General features: G+C 72.8%; 17 protein-coding genes and 1 riboswitch. Of the genes, 3 read left to right on the top strand and 14 right to left on the bottom strand.

All coding sequences use genetic code 11. The annotated features are described in order from the left end of the window. Positions 1 to 206: 206 nt before the first annotated feature. Positions 207 to 1,451 (bottom strand): cytochrome P450, encoded by a 1,245-nt coding sequence (locus ACWGE1_RS14280; RefSeq protein WP_453420789.1) that lies wholly within the window; start codon positions 1,449 to 1,451, stop codon positions 207 to 209. Between the two features lie 240 nt (positions 1,452 to 1,691). Here ACWGE1_RS14280 and ACWGE1_RS14285 point away from each other — a divergent pair, with 240 nt between their 5' ends. Beyond that, positions 1,692 to 2,861 (top strand): steroid 3-ketoacyl-CoA thiolase, encoded by a 1,170-nt coding sequence (locus ACWGE1_RS14285; protein WP_030390693.1) that lies wholly within the window; start codon positions 1,692 to 1,694, stop codon positions 2,859 to 2,861. A gap of 133 nt (positions 2,862 to 2,994) precedes the next feature. On the opposite strand, the gene ACWGE1_RS14290 is transcribed toward ACWGE1_RS14285, so the two are convergent. The 7 genes from ACWGE1_RS14290 to ACWGE1_RS14320 form a co-directional block, all read right to left on the bottom strand. Beyond that, entirely contained in the window at positions 2,995 to 3,399 is a 405-nt protein-coding gene (locus ACWGE1_RS14290) for an aggregation-promoting factor C-terminal-like domain-containing protein (protein ID WP_453420790.1), read from the bottom strand. A gap of 336 nt (positions 3,400 to 3,735) precedes the next feature. Then, positions 3,736 to 4,617: an ECF transporter S component gene (locus ACWGE1_RS14295; protein WP_453420791.1), complete on the bottom strand. Its 882-nt coding sequence runs from the start codon at positions 4,615 to 4,617 to the stop codon at positions 3,736 to 3,738. Then, positions 4,614 to 6,437: an ABC transporter ATP-binding protein gene (locus ACWGE1_RS14300; protein ID WP_453420792.1), complete on the bottom strand. Its 1,824-nt coding sequence runs from the start codon at positions 6,435 to 6,437 to the stop codon at positions 4,614 to 4,616. The genes ACWGE1_RS14295 and ACWGE1_RS14300 overlap by 4 nt, the downstream gene beginning before the upstream one ends. Next, the gene (locus ACWGE1_RS14305; RefSeq protein ID WP_453420793.1) at positions 6,434 to 7,654 is read right to left on the bottom strand and encodes an energy-coupling factor transporter transmembrane component T; all 1,221 of its coding nucleotides are present in this window, start codon (positions 7,652 to 7,654) and stop codon (positions 6,434 to 6,436) included. The genes ACWGE1_RS14300 and ACWGE1_RS14305 overlap by 4 nt, the downstream gene beginning before the upstream one ends. Further along, positions 7,651 to 8,355: an SCO2322 family protein gene (locus ACWGE1_RS14310; protein WP_453420794.1), complete on the bottom strand. Its 705-nt coding sequence runs from the start codon at positions 8,353 to 8,355 to the stop codon at positions 7,651 to 7,653. Before ACWGE1_RS14310 ends, ACWGE1_RS14305 begins: the two co-directional genes overlap by 4 nt. Continuing rightward, a complete protein-coding gene (locus ACWGE1_RS14315) occupies positions 8,355 to 9,608 on the bottom strand; it encodes a prenyltransferase/squalene oxidase repeat-containing protein (protein WP_453420795.1) in 1,254 nt (417 codons plus the stop codon). Before ACWGE1_RS14315 ends, ACWGE1_RS14310 begins: the two co-directional genes overlap by 1 nt. Before the next feature lie 139 nt (positions 9,609 to 9,747). Continuing rightward, a riboswitch (cobalamin riboswitch) is annotated at positions 9,748 to 9,817 on the bottom strand. Between the two features lie 80 nt (positions 9,818 to 9,897). Then, a complete protein-coding gene (locus ACWGE1_RS14320) occupies positions 9,898 to 11,022 on the bottom strand; it encodes an MBL fold metallo-hydrolase (protein WP_453420796.1) in 1,125 nt (374 codons plus the stop codon). Between the two features lie 180 nt (positions 11,023 to 11,202). Between ACWGE1_RS14320 and ACWGE1_RS14325 the strand changes: the two genes are divergently transcribed. Beyond that, positions 11,203 to 12,666 carry an aldehyde dehydrogenase gene (locus ACWGE1_RS14325; RefSeq protein ID WP_453420797.1) on the top strand — a complete coding sequence of 488 codons (1,464 nt, stop codon included), beginning with the start codon at positions 11,203 to 11,205 and terminating at the stop codon, positions 12,664 to 12,666. Further along, on the top strand, positions 12,666 to 12,899 hold the full coding sequence (locus tag ACWGE1_RS14330; RefSeq protein WP_453420798.1) for a ferredoxin: 234 nt from the start codon (positions 12,666 to 12,668) through the stop codon (positions 12,897 to 12,899). Before ACWGE1_RS14325 ends, ACWGE1_RS14330 begins: the two co-directional genes overlap by 1 nt. Positions 12,900 to 13,054: 155 nt before the next feature. Here ACWGE1_RS14330 and ACWGE1_RS14335 read toward each other — a convergent pair whose 3' ends face one another. The 6 genes from ACWGE1_RS14335 to ACWGE1_RS14360 all read right to left on the bottom strand — a co-directional run bounded on the left by ACWGE1_RS14335 (position 13,055) and on the right by ACWGE1_RS14360 (position 19,638). Further along, positions 13,055 to 14,095 (bottom strand): TauD/TfdA family dioxygenase, encoded by a 1,041-nt coding sequence (locus tag ACWGE1_RS14335; RefSeq protein ID WP_453420799.1) that lies wholly within the window; start codon positions 14,093 to 14,095, stop codon positions 13,055 to 13,057. Beyond that, positions 14,092 to 15,114 carry a HesA/MoeB/ThiF family protein gene (locus tag ACWGE1_RS14340; protein ID WP_453420800.1) on the bottom strand — a complete coding sequence of 341 codons (1,023 nt, stop codon included), beginning with the start codon at positions 15,112 to 15,114 and terminating at the stop codon, positions 14,092 to 14,094. The genes ACWGE1_RS14335 and ACWGE1_RS14340 overlap by 4 nt, the downstream gene beginning before the upstream one ends. Then, positions 15,111 to 15,998, bottom strand: coding sequence for a hypothetical protein (locus tag ACWGE1_RS14345; RefSeq protein WP_453420801.1), 888 nt, complete (start codon positions 15,996 to 15,998; stop codon positions 15,111 to 15,113). The genes ACWGE1_RS14340 and ACWGE1_RS14345 overlap by 4 nt, the downstream gene beginning before the upstream one ends. Beyond that, complete coding sequence (locus ACWGE1_RS14350; protein WP_453420802.1) at positions 15,995 to 17,206, bottom strand: acyl-CoA dehydrogenase family protein; 1,212 nt, start codon at positions 17,204 to 17,206, stop codon at positions 15,995 to 15,997. Before ACWGE1_RS14350 ends, ACWGE1_RS14345 begins: the two co-directional genes overlap by 4 nt. A gap of 22 nt (positions 17,207 to 17,228) precedes the next feature. Further along, complete coding sequence (locus ACWGE1_RS14355) at positions 17,229 to 17,549, bottom strand: hypothetical protein (protein WP_453420803.1); 321 nt, start codon at positions 17,547 to 17,549, stop codon at positions 17,229 to 17,231. 628 nt (positions 17,550 to 18,177) lie between these two features. Next, positions 18,178 to 19,638, bottom strand: a complete 1,461-nt coding sequence (locus tag ACWGE1_RS14360) for an MFS transporter (protein WP_453420804.1) — start codon at positions 19,636 to 19,638, stop codon at positions 18,178 to 18,180. Positions 19,639 to 19,730: the final 92 nt, after the last annotated feature.

A 19,730-nucleotide genomic window follows, 5' to 3' on the forward strand; every position in this document is an offset into this window, starting at 1 on the left:
AGGCTGAAAGAGCGCCTCAAGCGCCCGCGGGGTTGGAGTGGGCGGCGAGGCTGAAGGAGCGCCTCAAACGTCGGCTGGGCTGGAGGGCGGCGAGGCTGAAGGAGCGCTTCAAGCGCCGGCTGGGCTGGAGTGGGCGGTGAGGCTGAAGGAGCGCCTCAAGCGCCCGCGGGGCTGGAGTGGGTGGCTTCGTGCTGGGGGTTTGGCGGTCAGGGGTGGGTGACGCGGAGTTCCTTGATGCCGTTGAGCCAGGCTGCGCGGAGGCGGCGAGGGGGTTCCGCGGTGAGGTGGAGGTCGGGGAGGGCGTCGGCCAGGGCGTTGAAGATCAGGTCGATCTCCATGACCGCCAGGGACTTGCCGAGGCAGAAGTGCGGTCCGCCGCCGCCGAAGCCCAGGTGGGGGTTGGGGTCGCGGGTGATGTCGAAGACGTCCGGGTTCGTGAAGACCTCGGGGTCGTGGTTGGCGGAGGAGTAGAACATCCCCACCCGGTCGCCCGCCTTGATCTTCTGCCCGCCCAGTTCGGTGTCCTGGGTGGCGGTGCGCTGGAAGGACACCACCGGGGTGGCCCAGCGCACGATCTCCTCGGCGGCGGTGGACGGCCGGGTCGCCTTGTAGAGCTCCCACTGCTCGGGGTGGGTCAGGAAGGCGTGCATGCCGTGGCTGATGGCGTTGCGCGTGGTCTCGTTGCCCGCGACCGCCAGCAGCAGGACGAAGAAGCCGAACTCGTCGGAACCGAGGTTGCCCTGGCCCTCGGCCGCCACCAGCTGGGTGACGATGTCCTTGGCCGGACATTCCTTGCGCTGGGCGGAGAGGTTCATCGCGTAGCCGATGAGCTCCATCGCCGCGTTGGAGCCGACCTCCTCGGTGATCGCGTACTCCGGGTCGTCGTAGGCGATCATCTTGTTCGACCAGTCGAAGATCTTGGCCCGGTCCTTCTGCGGTACGCCGATCAGTTCGGCGATGGCCTGCAGCGGGAGCTCGCACGCCACCTGGGTGACGAAGTCGAAGCTGCCGTCGGCCGCCGTGGCCGACGCCTCCTCGACGATCTTCCGGGCGCGGTCCCGCAGGGCCGACTCCAGTCCGCGGATGGCCCGGGGGGTGAAGCCGCGCTGCACAATCTGGCGTACGCGCGTGTGTTCCGGCGGGTCCATGTTCAGCATGATCAGACGCTGGGCATCTATCGCATCACGCTGGATGTGCTCGTTGAAGCGGATGATCGCGGTGTTGGTCGTCGAGGAGAACAGTTCCGGGTGGGTGGAGACGTACTTGACGTCCGCGTGCCGGGTCACGGCCCAGTAGCCCTCGTCGTCGAAGCCGGTGACGCCCCGCCGCTGCGGGCACCACCACACGGGTGCGGTCTGCCTCAGCTGCGCGAACTCGGGGAAGGGGACGCGGCTCTGGAGCAGGTCTGGGTCGGTGGCGTCGAAGCCTTCGGGCAGTGCGGGGCAGGACATCGGGCAACTCCAAAGTCTGACGGACCATCAGAAGTTGGCTCGAAGGTAGTAACGAGTTCCAGAAGTGACAAGGGTCGTGGCGCCAACTGTTGCGTGTGGAATCCGTGCAGGGCGCGTGCAAGACCCTTGCGTGCCGGGCCTCAGGTCATAAGACTGCGGGGAGAACTAGAACGCGTACTAGTTCGGGCGGGGCGCCGGGACGGCCCGCCGTGCTGACGCAGTGCAGGAGAGGACGAGCTCATGGCCGCGGAACCCGTCATTGTCGAAGCCGTACGCACCCCCATCGGTAAGCGCGGGGGCGCACTCGCCAACCTCCATCCCGCCTACCTGCTCGGTGAGACCTACCGCGAACTGCTGGCCCGTACCGGAATCCAGCCCGACTGCGTGGAGCAGATCGTCGGCGGGACCGTCACGCACGCGGGCGAGCAGTCGATGAACCCCGCCCGCAACGCCTGGCTCGCCATGGGGCTCCCGTACGAGACCGCCGCGACCACGGTGGACTGTCAGTGCGGCAGCTCGCAGCAGGCCAACCACATGGTCGCCAACATGATCTCCGGCGGGGTCATGGACATCGGCATCGCCTGCGGCGTCGAGGCCATGAGCCGCGTGCCGCTGGGCTCCGGATCCAAGCACGGCCCGGGAAAGCCCTTCCCGGACGAGTGGAACGTCGACCTGCCCAACCAGTTCGAGGCCGCCGAGCGGATCGCCCGCCACCGGGGCCTGTCCCGTGAGGACGTCGACCGGCTCGGGCTCCTCTCCCAGGAGCGGGCCGCCGCCGCGTGGGCCGAGGAGCGCTTCAAGCGCGAGACCTTCGCCGTGCAGGTGCCGACGACCGAGGAGGAGCAGGCCGCCGGCCAGGGCATGTGGCGTCTGGTCGACCGGGACGAGGGGCTGCGGGACACCAGCATGGAGGCGCTGGCCCGGCTCAAGCCGGTCATGCCCACCGCCGTGCACACCGCCGGGAACTCCTCGCAGATATCCGACGGCGCCGCCGCCGTGATGTGGGCCTCGCGCAAGATGGCCCGCGCCCTCAAGCTCAAGCCGCGCGCCCGGATCGTCGCCCAGACGCTGGTCGGCGCCGACCCCCACTACCACCTGGACGGGCCGATCGACGCGACCCGGGCCGTGCTCGGCAAGGCCGGGATGTCGCTGCGGGACATCGACCTCGTCGAGATCAACGAGGCCTTCGCCTCCGTGGTCCTCTCCTGGGCGCAGGTCTTCGACCAGGACCTGGAGAAGGTCAACGTCAACGGCGGGGGCATCGCGCTCGGCCACCCCGTCGGTGCCACCGGAGCCCGGCTGATCACCACCGCGCTGCACGAGCTGGAGCGCCGCGACAAGGAGTTCGCGCTGATCACCATGTGCGCGGGAGGCGCGCTGGCGACCGGCACGATCATCCAGCGCCTGTGAGGCGCCCCTGAGCCCCGTGGGATGGGATGCAGAAGGCCCCGGTGGCCGGACCTGGGGAGGCCGGCCACCGGGGCCTTCGTATGTCTACTGCTCGCTACTGCTTCTGCTGTCGCTGCCCGCAGCTGCCGGCGGCTCAGTACCAGTGGTTGGCGGACCAGAAGTTCCAGGCGCCGACCGGGCTGCCGTAGCGGTCGTTCATGTAGTCCAGGCCCCACTTGATCTGGGTGGCCGGGTTGGTCTTCCAGTCCGCACCCGCGGAGGCCATCTTCGAGGCCGGCAGGGCCTGAGCCAGGCCGTACGCGCCGGAAGAGGCGTTGGTCGCGGTGTGGTCCCAGCCGCTCTCGTGAGAGATGATCTTGTCGAACGCAGCGAACTGGGCCGGGTCCTTGATCATCTGCTGCGCGATCGCCTTGGCGCTCACCGGGGCGGCCTGCGCGGGAACCGCGGCCAGCATGGAACCGGCGACGCCCAGGGCGAGGACGGTACCCGTGAGGGTCTTCTTGGAAGCGGCGATGCGGCGGATGACGGCGTTGGACACGGATTGACCTTCCGAAGGGGACAAGGGCGGTCGCACGCATGCCGAAGACATGCGTGAGCCACTCACGCGGAGGAGAGAGGTTCGTCGGCGGCGGGTGAAGTACCCGTGCCGCCTTGCGACTCATCCAGTTCTACCGACGCCCCGGCGGCCTGGCAAAGCCCCCGCTTACTAGGCGGCCTCGCAGCGGGGGGCCGGCGACCCGCCTCGGTCGCGATCAACGTCCGTGCAGGTGGGGGCGGCTGTCGATGGGCGGGCGCGGGCCCTGCGGGGCCTACTACCCCGGCTCGTATGTGACCCAGGTCCTATGGGGCGGGTCACCGGCGGAGGGCCCGAATGTCACCCTCCGCTGCGGTTCGTACCCCTTTCGGGGACGGGGTCGCGCCCGATTTCGCCCACCGGATCGAAGGAGACGGGAGCGTCGAAGGCGGCTTTGCGGGTCGCCCGGCGCAGCGCCTTCAGCAGGGTCGCCCCGAGGGCGAGCGTCAGTACGACGGTCAGCACGGCTCGGCCCAGGTCCCAGCCCACCGAGGTCGCCAGGCAGTACGCGGCGAACCGCGCCAGGTTCGCGGCCACCGGCTCCCCCGGATGGAAGGAGACGCCCTGCCCCATGCCCTGCAGGATCACCCAGCCCTGCAGATTCATGACCGTGCCGTACGCGAACGAGCCCGCGAAGCCGTACGCGGCCAGCATCAGCAGCTCCGCCCGCCCCCGGATCCGCTCCGGCCCCGGCAGCAGCCCCGCCCCCAGCGCGAACCAGCCCATCGCCAGCATCTGGAACGGCATCCACGGCCCGACCCCGCCGGTCAGCAGGGCGGAGGCGAACATCGTCACCGAGCCCAGGACGAAACCGAAGCCGGGTCCGAGGACGCGCCCGCTGAGCACCATCAGGAAGAACATGGGCTCCAGCCCGGCCGTGCCCGCGCCCAGCGGTCTCAGCGCCGCCCCGACGGCGGCGAGCACACCGAGCATCGCCACCGCCTTGGCGTCCATGCCGTTGTCCGCGATGGTCGCGACGACGACCGCCACCAGGAGCGGGAGGAGCGCGGCGAAGAGCCAGGGGGCGTCCTGCGAGTGGGCGAACCCCGATTGACGGTCGGCGAGCAGCGGCCAGCCGAAGGCCGCGATCCCGATGAGGGTGACGAGGACCAGGGCGACGGCGGCCCGGGGGCCGATGCGGACGGGGCGAGCTGGGCGGGCGGGGCGGGCGGGGCGGTTCATCGGGCTTCCGCCGCCTCGAGGGCCTCGGCGACCTGGGCCACGGTGAGCCAGTGGCCCGGGGCCAGGACCTTCGCCACCTGCGGCGCGAAAGCGGGGGAGGAGACGACGACCTCGGCGGTCGGACCGTCCGCGACGACCTCCCCGCCGGCCAGGATCACCACGCGGTGGGCCAGCTCGGCGGCGAGCTCCACGTCGTGGGTGGCCAGGACGATGGCATGGCCCTCGGCGGCCAGGCCGCGCAGGATCCCGATCAGGCGGACCTTGGCAGCGTAGTCCAGGCCGCGGGTCGGTTCGTCGAGCAGCAGCAGGGCGGGGCGGCCGGTGAGGACCAGTGCCAGGGCGAGGGCCAGGCGCTGGCCCTCGGAGAGGTCGCGCGGGTGGGTGTCGTCGGGGACGTCCGGGAGCAGCGCCGAGACGAGGTCGCGGCAGGTGCCGGGGGGTGCGGCGGCGTCGGAGTCGGCGGCGGCGCACTCGGCGGCGACCGTGTCGGCGTAGAGGAGGTCGCGGGGTTCCTGCGGGACGAGGCCGACGCGGCGCACCATCTCGGGCGGGGCCGTGCGGTGGGGGGTGCGGCCGCCGACGGTCACCTCGCCGGTGGTGGGGGTGACCGTACCGACGAGGGTGGAGAGCAGGGTGGACTTGCCGGCGCCGTTGCGGCCCATGAGGGCGATGGTTTCGCCGGGGGAGACGGTGAGGGTGATGCCGTGCAGGGCCTGGACGCGGCCGCGTCGGACGGTGACCCGGTGGACCTCGGCCGGGCTCTGTGCGACGGCTTCGGCTTCGGCCGGGGCGGGGCTCGGCTTGGCGCGGCGGAGCAGGCGCGCGAGGAGCCCGGGGGCTCCGTTGCCGGAGGCTCCGCCCCCGGACCCCCGCGCCTCAAACGCCGGCGGGGCCGGAATTGCCGGCGGTTGCGGCGCGGGGTCCGGGGCGGAGCCCTGGGAAGCGGCGGGGCGGACGGGCTCGGACAGGCGGCCCGTGGGGTCCGACGGGGCCGGGCCCGCCGCAGGCGACAGGCGGGCCACCAGCGGAGCGGCCCGGCGGCGGGCGTCGCGGACCGAGAGGGGGAGGGGGGACCAGCCCGCGAGGCGGCCCAGGGAGACCACCGGCGGGTGGACCGGGGAGACGGCCATGATCTCCGCCGGGGTGCCGATGAGCGGGGCCGCGCCCGGTGCGGGCAGGAGCAGGACCTGGTCGGCGTACTGGACCACCCGCTCCAGCCGGTGCTCCGCCATCAGCACGGTGGTGCCCAGGTCGTGGACCAGGCGCTGGAGGACCGCGAGGACCTCCTCCGCCGCCGCCGGGTCGAGCGCGGAGGTCGGCTCGTCCAGCACCAGCACCTTCGGGTGCGGGGTGAGGACCGAGCCGATCGCGACCCGCTGCTGCTGGCCTCCGGACAGCGTCGCGATCGGCCGGTCGCGCAGCTCGTTCAGGCCCAGCAGGTCCAGGGTCTCCTCCACCCGGCGGCGCATCACCGCAGGTGGCAGGCCCAGGGACTCCATGCCGTAGGCGAGCTCGTCCTCCACCACGTCCGTCACGAAGTGCGCGAGGGGGTCCTGGCCGACCGTGCCCACCACGTCCGCGAGCTCGCGCGGCTTGTGGGTGCGCGTGTCGCGGCCGGCGACCGTGACCCGGCCGCGCAGGGTGCCGCCCGTGAAGTGCGGGACCAGTCCGCTGACCGTCCCGAGCAGGGTGGACTTGCCGACGCCCGAAGGGCCGACCAGCAGGGTCAGCTCACCCTCCGGGATCACCAGGTCGACGCCCCGCAGGGACGGGCCGGCCGCGCCCTCGTAGGTGACCGACACCTGCTCGAAGCGGATCACTGCGACGCCTCCTTGGGCGGTACGGGTGCCACGAAGGCGGGCAGCAGGCCGATCAGGATCGCGGCGGCCGGCCACAGCGGGAGCGCGGGGGCCGCCAGCGGGACCACGCCCGGGTGCAGAGCGGCCGGGTCGACGGAGCCGGCGCGGATCAGCAGGGCGGCGACGGCCGCGCCCGATCCGGATACCAGCCAGGCGCGCGGCCCCCACCGGTCGGGCCGGTAGCGGGTCCGGAGCGACCGGCGTCCGCCGAGGCGCAGCCCGGCGACGGCCAGGACCGCGCCGATGCCGAGCACGGGCAGCCCGTACGCGGCGCCCTGCGCGGCGAGCAGGCCGTACGTGCCCGCGCACATGCCGAGCAGGCCGCCGAGGGTGAGGGCGTTGGTGGTGTGCCGGACGGCGCGCGGGACCCGGGCCGTGCGGCCGTACCCGCGCGCGTCCATGGACGCGGCGATGGCGACGGAGCGTTCCAGGGCGCCCTCCAGGACCGGCAGGCCGATCTGGAGGATCGCCTTCACCCCGCCGGTGGGGCGGCCGCGCAGCCGTCGGGCGTTCCGCAGGCGGACGACGTCGGCGACCATGTTCGGCGCGAAGGTCATGGCGACGACGACGGCGACCCCGGCCTCGTACAGGGCGGCCGGGAGGGACTTCAGCAACCGCGCCGGATTGGCGAGGGCGTTCGCGGCGCCGACGCACACCAGGAGGGTGGCCAGCTTGGCGCCGTCGTAGAAGGCGAAGGCGAGCTGCTCGCCGGTCACCCGGCCGCCGAAGCGGATGCCCTGGGCCCAGGAGGGGAGCGGGACCTCCGGGAGGGTGAAGAGGGTGTGCGAGCCGGGGACGGGGGAGCCGAGGAGCATGGAGAAGAGCAGGCGCAGGCCGATGACGAAGAGGCCCAGCTTGAGGAAGGCGCTGTAGGACCGGGCCCAGGGCGCGTCGGTGCGGCGGGCCGCGACGACGTACCCGGCGACGCCGACGATCAGCCCGAGGAGGAGGGGGTTGGTGGTGCGGGAGGCGGCGGTGGCGAGGCCGAGGGCCCACAGCCACCAGGCTCCCGCGTGCAGGGCGGTGGCCCGGTTCGCCTGCGGGGCCTTCCATCGGTCGTACGCCGACCGGTGCGGGGGCTCCTGCGCCGCGGCCGGGCTCCGGCGGGCCGGGGACCGGCCGCCGGGTGCGGCTCCGGTGGGGGTGAGCCCGGCGGGGGCGGCGGCGTGGTCCGTCATCGGGTGCGGCGGCGGGACTGCCAGACGCCGGCCGCGGCCAGGGCGACCACTGCGGCGATGCCCACGAGCAGGCCCGCAGACGGGCCGCCTTCGCCGGCAGGCGCGGATCCGGCGGGCACGGCCGCCGACGGCGCGGCGGATCCGGCCGGCGCGGCGGGTGCCTCGGCCGAGGTCCCCGCCGAGGTGTCCGCGACCTGGTCTCCGCAGCCCTGCTTCGGGTAGCCGGAGATCGCGCACAGCAGTGCCGCGCTGTTGTAGCGCAGCGGCTTGGCGACCGAGGCCAGGGCCTCGGCCGTCGTGGCCGCCGGGGCGACCTGCGCGCAGGCCGTGCGCGGGGCGGTCCCGGGCGGGGTGTCGCCCGCCGGGGCGTCCGCCGGGACGCCGAAGTCGATGACGAGCGCCACCCGCTTCCTGCCCTGCTGCGGGGCGGTCGACCCGCAGACGGCCTCGAAGTCGGCAGCGGCGCGCGGCTGGGCCGCCTGCGCCGCCGCGTCCTTGCTCACCGCGAAGCGGAAGCCCTGGACGGTGCCGTCCGCCGGGCGGGCCATCGAGGGGCCCTGGGTCGCGTACGACCACTGGCCGCCGGCCGCGCCGTCCCAGAACGACCAGTAGCGGTAGCCGGCCGCCAGCGCCGGAGTGGCGGCCAGCAGGGCCAGGGCGATCCCCAGAGCGAGGGCCACGGCGGGCGGGCGGCGGCGCATCAGGACTCGTTCTTCTTCCGGCGGCCGCTCAGCAGGATGCCGATGCCGATTCCGGCCGCGGCGCACGAACCGACGATCCACCAGACGTTCTGGCCGCCGGACGGCTTCTCCTTCTTGCTGTCCACCTCGGTCGCCGAGGTGTCCGTACCCTGCGGGGCCGGGCCGGTCGCGTTCAGTGCGGCGACGAGGTCGGTGCCGCCGAAGGACTTCGGGTCGGTGCCGGTCGCGTGCGCGGCGAGCACCAGCGTGCCCAGGGCGGCCGGGCTGCCCTGGGCCCACGCGGCGGAGTTGGCCTTGAGCCACTCCAGGGCGCCCGCGGCCGACTCCTTGTGTCCGGCCGCGGCCAGGGCGATCACCGCGTCGGCGGTGTTGCCGGTGTCGGGCACGGGCTGGTCCGAGCCCGGGGTGACGGCCATGAGGTGGCCGTCCTTCTTGAGGGCCTCGGCCAGGTGTCCGGCCGCACCCTGGGCGGCGGTCACCGGGTCGCCGGCGTTCGTCGCCGGGCAGGTCAGCGGGGCCGCGGGGGTGTTCTCGGAGGACGGGACGACGGCCGCGCCCTTGCCGAGGCCGGCCAGGGCGGCGGCGGCCGTGGCGTCGGCGTTGGCGAGGAGCTTGCCGTCGGCCGGCTGGTACGCGAAGGCGCCCCGGTCGGTGGCCGGCTCGGCGGTGCAGCCCAGCTGGAAGGCGAGCAGGCCCTCGTGGGCCGACTTGCCCGCCTTCGACTTGATCTCGGCGGGCTTCTCGCCCGCCACGGACAGGGCGCTGATGACCACGGCGGTGGAGTTGGCATCGCTGGGGGAGCCGGGGACGTAGCTCCAGCCGCCGTCCTCGTTCTGGACGGACTTCAGCCAGTCGACGCTCTTCCTGACGGCCGCGTCCTGGCCGCCGAGTGCCTGCAGCGCCTGCACGGCGGCCGCGGTGGCGTTCGTGTCGAGCATCGTGTTCGCGTCGCACGCCACGGCGGCGTTCGGGCGGAAGGAGGAGAAGCCGCCGTTGTCGCACTGCTGGCCGACCAGCCAGACCATGGCCTTGACGGAGGGCTTGACGCCCACCGTGTGCTGGGCGAGCAGTGCGAAGGACTGCCGCCACACGCCGTCGTAGGTGGGGTCGTTCTTGCCGTAGAGACCGGAGGGGACGACCGGGGGCGCGGAGGGAGAGGCGGGCGGCGCGGTGTCGGCGAGGGCTGCGGGGGCGGCGCCCACGCAGAGCACGGCGGAGGCGGCGAGCGCGGCTGCGCTGCGACGGACGTTCATGGGGGGCGGGTGCCTCTCGTACGGGGGAACCGGCAGCAGGCACGCACAGGCACCGGGCTCCGGCTCCGTTTGCCTCGACGGTGCCGGCCGCCGGGGACTCCGGCGGCGCGAGCCGCGCACCTGCGGTACGGGGCATTCCGGCTCCCCGCCCGGGCGGTGCCGGGTGTGGGTCACGGTTGCGGGTCAGCGCCGGAATCGCACCGGCTTCCCCCCGTACACAGGTGTGGACGACAGGTTCACTCTACCGGCCCGTAACCGGCGGCTCCGGGGCGCCGTTCAGGGGCGCCCGTCACACGGCCCGGTACGTCACCGGGTCCGTGCCCGGCACCGCCTCCGCGCGGCCCTGCTTCACCAGCCGCCGCAGATGGGCCTCCGCTTCCGAGACGGCGATGTTGCGGGAGCCGTACGGGATCTGGTCCCAGGGCCGATTCCATTCCATCCGCTCGGCCAGGCCCCACGGGGTCAGCGGTTCGGCCAGCAGCGCCCGAAGGCCGCGGAGCCGTTCCTCGTGGTGGTCGAGGAGTTCCCGTACGCGGGCGGGTGCGTCGGTGAAGGCGTGCTGGTGGGCCGGGAGCACCTCGGCGGGTCCGAGGCGGCCGATGCGTTCGAGGGAGTCGAGGTAGTCGCCGAGGGGGTCGGTGACGCGGGTGTCCTCCGGGGCCTCGTACAGGCCGATGTGCGGGGAGATCCCGGGCAGCAGGTGGTCGCCGGAGAAGAGGCGGCCGTTGCCGGGGAGGTTCGCCGGGTGCGTTTCCTCCAGGTGCAGGCAGACGTGGCCGGGGGTGTGGCCGGGGGTCCAGATCGCGCGCAGCCGGCGTCCGGCGAGGGGGAGCAGCTCGGCGGGGACGATCTCCCGGTCGGGGACGGCGGCGCGCAGGCCGGGCAGGGTGCGCATGCGGCCGCTCGCGCGGGCGGCGCGCAGCGGGGCGATGTGTTCCTCGGGGGCTCCGGCGGCGGCGAGTTTGGTGCTCATGTAGTCGAACCAGACGCCGGGCTCGGAGGCTCGGGTCCGTACGACGATCTCGGTGTCGGCGGCGTGCATGGCGATCCATGCGCCGGATGCCTCGCGGACCTGGCCGGAGAGGCCGTGGTGGTCGGGGTGGTGGTGGGTGATGACCACGCCGTGGACGTCGGCGACGGCGATGCCGAGTGCGGCGAGGCCGGCGACGAGGGTGTCCCAGGATTCGGGGTCGTCCCAGCCGGTGTCGACGAGGACCGGGCCGCGGTCGGTGTCGAGGACGTGGACGAGGGTGTGTCCGAGGGGGTTGTCGGGGATGGGGACCTTGATCCCCCACACGCCTCCGCCGTGGTCGATGACGTGGGGGGAGGTCCGGTCGGTCGTCGCCCGGCCGTCCGTCCGATCGGTGCCGTGACCGGTGCCGTGGCCGGTGGCCGGTGACGTGTCCTCCGTCATGCGCCCTCCCCTGTTGCCGTCCTCGGACGAGAACGTGTTCCAGTAGTAGCCCAAGTCGACCACTTTCCCGGCTTTCTGACTAGTCGTTCGATCTTCTCCGTCGTTCCGTCCTGGCCGTGGACTCCTCCAACTAGAACTGGTATCAGTTCTGGAACGCCCAAGCCGCAGGAGGCAGCAGCCATGACCGAGCTCGTGGAACACGGAAAACTGTTCATCGGCGGGGAGTGGACGGATCCGCTGGGCACCGACACGATCCGGATCGTCTCCCCGCACACCGAGCAGGTCATCGGATCCGTCCCGCACGCCTCGAAGGCGGACGTCGACCGCGCCGTCGCCGTCGCGCGCAAGGCGTTCGACGAGGGCCCCTGGCCGCGGATGACCCTGGACGAGCGGATCGCCGTCGTCTCCCGGATCAAGGACGCCATCGCCGTCCGGCACGAGGAGATAGCCCGCTCCATCAGCTCCCAGAACGGCTCCCCGTACTCCTGGAGCGTCCTCGCCCAGGCACTCGGCCCGATGATGGTCTACGACGCCGCGATCACGGTCGCCCGCGCCTACCCGTACGAGGAGTACCGCCAGGGCGTGCTCGGCCCGATCCTGGTGCGCCGGGAGCCGGTGGGCGTGGTCGCCGCCGTCATCCCGTGGAACGTCCCGCAGTTCGTGGCGGCGGCCAAACTCGCCCCGGCGCTCCTGACCGGCTCGACGGTGATCCTCAAGCCGTCGCCGGAGGCGCCGCTGGACTCCTACATCCTCGCCGACATCGCGCGGGAGGCCGGACTCCCCGAGGGCGTCCTGTCGATCCTGCCCGCGGACCGCGAGGTCAGCGAGTACCTGGTCGGCCACCCCGGCATCGACAAGGTCGCCTTCACCGGCTCCGTCGCGGCCGGCAAGCGCGTGATGGAGGTCGCCGCGCGCAACCTCACCCGGGTCACCCTCGAACTCGGCGGCAAGTCGGCGGCCGTGGTCCTGCCGGACGCCGACATCGAGGCCGCGGTCGCCGGGATCGTGCCCGCGGCCTGGATGAACAACGGCCAGGCGTGCGTGGCCCAGACCCGCATCCTCGCCCCCCGCAGCCGGTACGAGGAAGTGGCCGAGGCCCTGGCCGCGGCGGCGGGCGCGCTGGTCGTCGGCGACCCGCTCGACCCGGCGACGCAGCTCGGCCCGCTCGTGGCCCGGCGGCAGCAGCAGCGCTCGCTGGACTACATCCGGATCGGTCAGGAGGAGGGCGCGAAGGTCCTGGCGGGTGGCGGCCGCCCGGCCGGCCTGGAGCAGGGCTGGTACGTGGAGCCCACCCTCTTCGGGGACGTCGACAACTCCATGCGGATCGCGCGCGAGGAGATCTTCGGCCCGGTCGTCTGCCTGATCCCGTACGGGGACGAGGCCGAGGCCGTACGGATCGCCAACGACTCGGACTTCGGCCTCAGCGGCAGCGTCTGGACCGCGGACGTCGAGCACGGCATCGGCTTCGCCCGGCAGATCCGCACCGGCACCTTCAACGTGAACACCTTCAGCCTGGACATGCTGGGGCCGTTCGGCGGCTACAAGAACAGTGGCGTCGGGCGGGAGTTCGGTCCGGAGGGCCTGAGCGAGTACCTGGAGCACAAGATGATCCACCTGCCGGCGGGCCATGAGGCGGGTGCCTGATGGGTGACCGCTGGCAGGTCGAGGTGGACCGGGGGGTCTGCATCGGCTCGGGCATGTGCGTGAACCACGCCCCGGACGGCTTCGTCCTGGACTCGGCGCGCCAGTCCCACCCGCGGGCCGCGCAGGCGGACGCGAGCGAGCCGGTCCTCACGGCGGCGGAGGGCTGCCCGGTCGAGGCCATCCTGATCACCCTGGCCGCGACGGGCGAGCCGGTCTTCCCGCCGGAGGAGTAGCCGCGCGCACGGGCGGCCGGGCCCCGGATGCGGGGCCCCGACCGCTGCCGCGGCCCTTGCGCCGGCCCGCGCCCGGGCCGCGGTCGGCGCAAAGCGGGGTGGGGCGGTCCGGGTCCGGCCGGCCGGACGGGGCCGGGCCGGACCCCGGGCGTCCGTCAGGCGGCCCTCACCAGTCCGCGGGCGGGCCGTCGCGCGGTGATCGCGTTGTGGCTGCGGCCCTCGCCGAGGTCGTCGAGGACCGGCCGCAGGTCGGCGAGCGCGAAGGAGCGGCGCAGCCAGCGGTCCGCGCCGTCGTAGCGCGGGGTGAATCCCGTCCGCCCGTGCACCGTGCGACGGTTGTCGAGGATGATCAGCTCACCGGGTTCCAGCACGATGCCGCGCAGGGAACCGAGTACGGCGTCCTCCAGCGCGGCGAGCGCCGCCCGCGCCGCCGGGGTGGTGCCGACCGTTCCGTGGAAGTCCACCCGCAGGTCCGGATTGGCCGGCGCGCCGGAGAGCACCGGTACCGGCGGGGTCAGCACCTCTTCGTCGGTGTCGTGCACGAAGGAGGTGCTGAACCTGGTCCTGAACTCGGGCCGGCGCAGCGCGGCGACGGTCTTCTCGTCCAGTTGTGGCAGTACGTCCCCGATTCCGCCGGTCACGGTGGCGGCGAGGCCGTCGCGGTCGCCGCGCAGGCAGATCAGGCTCAGGAAGTGCGGGGCGGCGGGGTGGAAGCCGTCCTCCGTGTGGAGTTCCAGCAGGATGGAGCCGCTGTTCTCCTGGCGGTTCTCCGCGCCGCGCTTGGGGCTGACGTCCTGGACCAGGTTGCCGCTCTTCTCGTCGCTGTAGGAGATCGAGCGGCCCAGGACCGACATCACCATCAGCTGGCTGAGCGTCGCCACGGAGACGTCGGTCCAGGCCGGCTCGTCCTCCACCCGGTCGGGGGTGGCCGGCAGGCTGCCCAGGGGGAGTCCGCGCAGCAGGAGGGTGCCGCTCGCGTTGCTCTCGTCGCGGAAGGAGATGAGCGCGCGCCGGACCTTGCTCGGCAGTGCGGCCGCGGCGAGTTCCACGGCGTGGAGGAGGTCGGTGCTGTGCAGCGAGTACTCCGCGTACTGCGCGGCTATCTTCAGTGCGGCGGCTTCGACGATGTCGGACTCGGTCTCGCTCAGCACGATTCCGGACGTGCGCGCGTCGGCGTACGCAAATTCTTTTCTCATGCAGGGCTTTCCTTTCTGCGGGTCCGCGGCTGGGCGGCCGGTGCGGAACTGCGGCCGAGCCGGTAGACGGCGGCCGGGCTGAATCCGCGCCAGGCCTGCTCGCGCGGCAGGTGGTTCAGGAAGCGGGCCTTCTCCCAGTGCCGGGAGACGCGGTCCACGACCCGGCGGCCGGGTGTCAGGGCGATGTGGTGGACGTCGACGGCGACCGTGCGGGGCACGTCCTCGCCCGCCACCAGCTGGTTGACCATGTGGACGGCCAGCGAGCCGAACTGGGTGGCCGCCTCGGTGAGCTGCGGCACGCTGTAGTCGGGGCGGGCGAGGCCCCGGCGGAGCTCGCGGTACATCTCGCCCGGGATGTGCGACCTGGGGGCGATGCGGAAGATCACTTCCCAGGTGCTCAGTACGTCGGCGTCCTCGGCCAGCAGCTGGCCGTCGAAGATCCGCCGGACCAGCCGGTAGTCGAAGCACTGGGCCGCCAGCATGCCGGCCATGTCCCAGCCGGTGACCAGCGGTTTGCGCTGGCGGCACGCCTCCTGGTGCAGGGCGATCTTCGCGCGCAGCCCGGACGGGGTGGTCACGTCGACCCCGTCCACGATGACCTCGGCCCGCCGGACCAGTTCCCGGACGTTGTCCCGGGTGATGCCCTCGGGCACCACCTCGGCCAGGACGTGCGGGTTGATGGCGCGCAGGGCGTCGGCGCCCACCTCGGCCTTGTTGCGGCCCAGGTCGTCGACGGTGGCGTTCTGGCGGTTGAGGTTGTTCAGCTCGTAGGTACCGACGTCCGCGAGGACGAAGTCCCGGTACCCCATGCGGCCCAGGGGCTGCACGGTGGCTCCGCCGATGGAGCCGCAGCCCGCGATGAGCAGGGGGGTGTGCCGGATCTGCTCCTGGAGCGCGGCGGGGATCAGACCGCGGTTGCGCTGGGTGAGCGAGGCGTAGTAGAGCTCCTCGTCCAGCTCGCGGGCTTCGGCGGGGGTGCCCACGTCGGGCGGGCCGCTCGGGTCCGTGTGCAGGCTCATGTCCTGGCCTCCTGGAAGGCGGTCAGCCGGGCCGCGACCGACCCGGTCTCCCCGGACGCGAGGATCGCGTCGAGGTGGGTCAGGGTGGGGCGCAGCGTGTCCGCGCGGGTGAGGACGAAGGGGTACGAACGCTGTTCCTGGTCCCACATGGGTGCGAACAGGTCGCCCGGGTCCGCGGGGTGGGCGGGCACGTCGAGGGTCCGGGTCCGGAAGCCGAGCAGCGCCAGCTGGAGGATGGCTCCGTTCGGCTTGCCGTCGCCCACGATCGCCGCCCCGTCCTCGGACAGGGCCCGCAGGCATCCTTCGGCCCAGCCCCGGTAGACCCACCAGGGGACGGACACGGCGGCCTGCGACCGGTCCATGGCGTAGTCGCGCATGAGCCGCTTGCCCTCCCACACCCGCTTCGCCGGGGTGGCCGCGCCGAGTTCGTCGGCGAGCCGCAGGCCGTAGTCGCGTTCGACGACGAAGGGCAGGTGGGCGTCGTCGCCGAGCAGGGTGTGTTCGGGGCTGCGGGTGTGGGCCAGCGTGCCGTAGCCGCGCAGCCGCCCGGTCTCCTCCTCCACGACCAGGGTGTGCTGGTCCTGGAGGGCGTGGGCGTCGTACGGCTCGGCGGTGAGGTCCGCCGCTGCGGCGAGCTCTTCGTTGAGCCAGCCGCGCTTGAGGTACTGGGCCAGCCGGAACCGGTAGATGTCGTCGAGGTGGGCGGTGGGCAGCTGCGCCCCGCGCACGGTGAGGGTCAGCAGGCCCTCGGGGCTGGCGGAGCGGAACAGCGGTTCGCCGTCCACGTGGCTGTCCAGGTCGGGCAGCCGGATCGCGGCGGTGTCCTGCAGCACCCGCTCCCGGTAGGAGGCGGTGGCGGGGTTCGTGGGGGCTGCGGTGGTCACCGGACCTCCGGGACGCCGAACAGCTCGCCGGTGATGACCAGTGCGAGTGCCTCGGGGCTGCCTTCGTAGATGCGGGGGCCGTAGGCGTCGCGCAGAACCCGGTCCATGCCGTCCTCGCGCTGGAAGGCGGCGGCGCCGATGAGGCTCATGGCGGCGTCGGCGTTGTCGATGGCGGCGCGGTCGGCCACCAGCTTGGCGACGGCGGGCTCGTAGGCCGGGGTGGGGATGACGGTGTCGGCCTTCAGCACCGCGTCCAGGTACAGGGCGCGGGCGGCGGACACGCGGGCGGACATGTCGGCGAGCTTGCGGGCGGACATCTGGTGCTCGAAGAGCAGCCGGCCGCCCTGGCGGCGGGTGCCGGCCCAGGCGACCGCACGGTCCAGGGCGTGCCGTGCGATGCCGGTGGCGACGGCCGCGCAGGTGACGCGGGTGAGGTTGCCGATGGCGACGTTGAGGTCCCAGCCGCCGTGCTCGTCACCGATGACGTTCTCCTCGGGCACCCGGGCGTTGTCGAGGATCAGCTCGCCGGCGGGGGCGGTGCGGTAGCCCACCTTGTCGTGGATCTCGCCGCGGGTGACGCCGTCCTGCTCCAGCTCGGTGACGAAGCAGGTCAGGCCGGTCGAGCCGGGGGCGCCGTCGAGGTTGGCCATGATCGTGGCGTAGGTGGCGACCGGGGCGTTGGTGATGTAGCGCTTGGTGCCGGTGAGCAGGTACTCGCTGCCGGAGCGGCGGGCGACCGTCATGTCCTGTGCGTAGGGCGCCTGCTGAGGCAGCACCAGGTCGGTTCCGTTGCGCTCCTCGGCGACCGCGTTGCAGGCGAGGACCGGCTCCGGGCCGAGGAAGGCGGGCAGGTACTTCTCCTGGAGCCGCGGGTTCTCGCAGATCAGCAGCGGGGTCTGGAACAGGCCGGTGGCGCCGAAGACCAGCGCCATGCCCGGGTCGGCGGAGGCCAGCTCCTCCAGGGTGAGCGCGAGGGCGAGCTGGCTCAGGCCGAGGCCGCCGAAGTCGCGCGGGATGGCCATCCGCAGCAGGCCCAGCGCGTGGCCCTTGCGGACGGTGTCCCAGTCGAGCTCGCCCTTCTCGATCCGGTCGCGCTCGGCGGCGCCGGGTGCGACCTCCTCGCGGGCGAAGGCGACGACCTGGCTCAGGAAGTCGGCCTCGAAGGCGTCGAGCAGCGGGTGGGCGGCCGGGTTGTGTGCGTGAGTCATGGTGGTTCCTTGTCTGGTGCGGTCAGCGCTGGAGGGCGAAGGTGGTCAGGGCCTGCCCGATGGCGAACGTCTGCATGACCGGGCCGTGGGAGGAGACGCGGCGGCTGGTGACGGTCCGCAGGAAGGTGCGGCGGCCCGAGGTGAGGTCGTCGAGGTCCGCGTGGCTGATGCGGAGCACGTGGGTGGGCTCGGCGTCGGTCAGGGCGCCCTGGGGGTCCAGCGTGAGCTCGACCCGGGGCTCGGAGATCACGAAGCGGACGGTGGCGCCTGCGGCCTGCCAGGCCGGGGCGGCCTGCGCGGCCGCGGACAGTGCGTTCGGGATTTGCTCGGGCGAGATGGCCATGCGAAATTCCTTCGCGTTCGAGGTGGGAATCACGGATGAGTACCGGCTGCCGTGCCGGCGAGGAAATGCACTGCGGGCCCATCGCGTTACCGCAGGAAACATGGTCCATGCGGAATGCGGGCCGACCCGGAGAGGGGCCGGACGAATTCACCCCGGGCTTCTTCACTCGCGGCACCGGCCGAGCGGTGATCATCAAGCTACAGATATTCCGGAGGCCCTGTCCAAGAATTCAATTGCCCCTCCACGCGAATGGAACGAGTCATCCAGCGGGTGGTAATCGACCGTCCATCGGGGGGCGGAAACCGCCGGTGGGACGGGGTGGGACGGGGCGGGCCGGGCGCGTCGCGGGGCGATGTGCGCAGGGCGCCGGGCGATGTGCGCCCGGCGCCGGAAAACGCGAAGTGGGCTTGCAGTCGGGGGGGTCTGCAAGCCCACGTTCAGGGTGGAGATGTGCGGTTTCGCGGGGCGGAAGGCGCGGCGTGCGGCCGCAGTGGATGCGGCGCGCACGTCCTGGCCCTCGGCCGGCCGGCAGGGGCACGGTCCGGGGCCGGAGCCCGGGGCTCCGGCGCCGCGACGTGCTCACCCGCCGGTGGCCGCGGAACCGGGCACGCCCGGTTCCGCGGCTTCGTCAGGCGTCGGCGCCCTCGGGAGCGCGGGTCAGCGACCGCAGTACGAGAGCGATCACGATGGCGACGGCGGAGCACACGGACAGCGCCAGGAAGCCGTTGCCGACGCCTGCGGTGGTCGCGTCCGCGATCGAACCGCCCTCGTCGATACGGGTGTCGACCGAGGTCGCGAGGATGGTGCCGATGACGGCGATGCCGAGGGCGGCGCCGGTCTCGTTGAAGGTGTTCAGCAGACCCGAGCCGACGCCGGACTCCTCCAGCTTGACGTGCGAGGTGCCGATGCCGAACAGCGGGACGAAGCAGGCGGGCAGCCCCGCGCCGATGACGGCCAGCGCGACGATGGTCAGCGCAACGCTGTCGGTACCGGTCGCCAGGATGCCCGTACCGACCAGCTGCAGTGCGGCTCCGGCCGCGTACATGCCGCCGAGGCCCAGGGCATTGGCCAGGGACGGCGCGACCAGCGCGACGACGAGGGCGGCCAGGCCCATGGGGAGGAGGGAGAGTCCGGTGATGAAGGCGCTCATCTCGTGGACCCGCTGGAAGTACATGCTGGCCAGGAAGGAGCTGCTGATCATCACGCTGGCCACCAGGAGCAGGCCGACGCTGGACAGCCAGTAGGTGGGCTTGCGCAGCAGGTGCAGCGGCAGCAGCGGGTCGGCCTGGCCGATCTCCATGAAGGTGACCGTGGTGAGCAGGACCACGGCGGCGCCGATGCTGATCCACGCGTTCCGGTCGCCGAATCCCTCGTGCAGCCGGATGAGGCCGAAGGACAGGGCGGCGAGTCCGGCGGTGGACACGATCGCCGACGGCAGCCGCAGCTTGCGGCCGCTGCTCGTGTTGAGGGCGGGCATGCTGCGCACGGCGCCGAAGAAGGCGGCGATGCTGACCGGGATGTTGATCAGGAAGGCCCAGCGCCAGCTGATCGCGGTGACGATCAGACCGCCGAGCACGACGCCGATGGTCGCGCCGATCACGCCGAGGCCGCTCCACGCGGTCAGGGCGATCTTGCGCTGCTCCTCGTCCTGGTAGACGGCCAGGATGATGGACAGGGCCGCGGCGGAGAGCAGTGCGGCTCCTGCGCCCTGGATCGCGCGGCCCGCGACGAGCAGTTCCTGGTTGCCGGCGATGCCGCAGAGCACGGAGGCGACGGCGAAGACGGTGAGGCCGGCGAGGAAGGTGCGGCGGCGGCCGAAGACGTCGGAGACGCGGCCGCCGAAGAGCAGCAGGCTGCCGAGCATCAGCACGTAACCGCTGATGGTCCACTGCAGGGCCGTCTGATCCGCGGGCAGCTGGGCCCCGATCGAGGGAAGGGCCACGTTCACGACCGTCGAGTCCAGCATGACCATCAGCTGGGCGACGCCGACCACCACCAGGGTGGTCCAGGGGGCCTTGCCGGGGGCCTCTGCGGGCGTTCCTGCCGCGTCCTGCTCGGCTGTCGGGGGTGCCAGCGTCTGCTCGGTCACCACGTCTCCTTCGTCTGTGCTAACGATTTATGCGAATGCATCGATTGATGCCGCACAGTACATGCATGCGTATGCATCGACAAGAGGAGGCA

Source organism: Streptomyces sp. NPDC054932 (genome assembly GCF_053610205.1).